Source organism: Pseudomonas sp. CFBP 8772 (assembly GCF_014841665.1).
Lineage (GTDB): Bacteria > Pseudomonadota > Gammaproteobacteria > Pseudomonadales > Pseudomonadaceae > Aquipseudomonas > Aquipseudomonas graminis_B.
Genome location: NZ_JACYUI010000040.1, coordinates 1 through 345 on the forward strand (window position 1 = coordinate 1; position 345 = coordinate 345).

The following is a 345-nucleotide window of genomic DNA, read 5'->3' on the forward strand; positions in this document are numbered from 1 at the left end:
TGTAGTGGTCAACTAATTCCGGACACCTCGATAGGTTGTTTCAAGGCCACCGTCCGTTCGTAAACGGTCGGTGGCAGATACCCCAGTTTTGAGTGCAGCCGCTCGTTGTTGTAATACCCAACGATATATTGAGTGATGTCGCGTACCGCTTCGCCATGGTTGGCGTAATTGCGCCGCCATACCCGCTCCATTTTCAGGCTCAGGAAGAAGCGCTCCATCACCGCATTGTCCCAGCAGTTGCCCTTACGGCTCATGCTTTGCTGCATCCCGTGCCTGGCCAGCAGCGATCTGTAGATTGCGCTCGCATATTGGCTGCCGCGATCGGAGTGAGCGATCAGGCCAGGC

At 55.9% G+C, this 345-nt stretch carries 1 protein-coding gene; it reads right to left on the minus strand.

Going from position 1 to position 345, the window contains the following annotated elements; all coding sequences use genetic code 11:
• Positions 1 to 8: 8 nt before the first annotated feature.
• A partial coding sequence (locus IFT99_RS26035) for an integrase core domain-containing protein (RefSeq protein ID WP_192136181.1) occupies positions 9 to 345 on the minus strand: 337 nt, incomplete at its 5' end.